Annotated in this window: 2 protein-coding genes; one reads left to right on the top strand and one right to left on the bottom strand. The window is 48.1% G+C overall.

Going from position 1 to position 861, the window contains the following annotated elements:
• Positions 1 to 17 precede the first annotated feature (17 nt).
• On the bottom strand, positions 18 to 386 hold the full coding sequence (locus ACOCD2_RS22745) for a hypothetical protein (RefSeq protein ID WP_419626194.1): 369 nt from the start codon (positions 384 to 386) through the stop codon (positions 18 to 20).
• A 183-nt stretch (positions 387 to 569) separates the two neighbouring features.
• Between ACOCD2_RS22745 and ACOCD2_RS22740 the strand changes: the two genes are divergently transcribed.
• The coding region (locus ACOCD2_RS22740) for a type I restriction endonuclease (protein ID WP_293653760.1) at positions 570 to 861 on the top strand (292 nt) is incomplete at its 3' end.

The following is an 861-nucleotide window of genomic DNA, read 5'->3' as shown; positions in this document are numbered from 1 at the left end:
CAGGCATTTACTGATCGCTATAAGCGACATTGCCTTACAAAAGCAAAGCGCGCTGGATAGCGCTTACCACGCCCGTCCTGAGCGCTTTGCATCTGGACAACAACCCAAAGTGGCAATGCCGACGCTGCCAGCCATGGAGAGCGAAGCGAAGGCTGGTAGACCCCAGTAGCCGCGAGGCCGCACTGTTTTCCCGGCGCGCCTTGTGCCAGAGGGAAAACAAAGTAGGCCTCCGAACGCGGCGTCCAGTCATATGGGAGCCAAGTACGGAGCAGTAACGAGCTTGCGAAGTTGTTGCGTAGTGCTGGGTGACCAGGACGGCTGGGGCACAAATAGGTTGTCAAAGGCCGAGTCGATTTTGGGGACTGGGATGTCCCAAAATCTATCACAAGGCCGAAGACGCGCTTGCAAAATTTGTAGCGATTAACTCCATTCCCGATGATCAGACGGATGAAATTTATGATCGCATCAATTTCACAACACTGAGGTGCTTCGGGATATCAAAAATAGATGTTATTTCGTTAAAGAACAGTACATATAAGGTTGACATATTCCGGATACGGGGGGGCCATATGGATTTAATTGACGGGATAAAGGAACTTGCTGCAAGGATTCCAAAGCAGGTGGATCATATTCAAACGGAAGAGGCAACAAAAAACGCCTTCATCATGCCATTTCTCAGTGCCCTTGGATACGACGTATTTAATCCAATGGAAGTAATACCAGAATACACTGCGGATATCGGGACAAAAAAAGGTGAGAAGGTTGACTATGTGATCAAGAAGGATGATGAAATTATCATCTTGATAGAATGCAAGTGGTCTGGAATCGATCTCCATCAAAACCATGCTTCTCAGCTGTACA

It is taken from the genome of Thiolapillus sp. (assembly GCF_048562965.1).
Taxonomy (GTDB): domain Bacteria; phylum Pseudomonadota; class Gammaproteobacteria; order Chromatiales; family Chromatiaceae; genus Thiolapillus; species Thiolapillus brandeum_A.
Note: the sequence above shows the minus strand (reverse complement) of the source record. Positions and strands in the feature narration are given on the sequence as shown.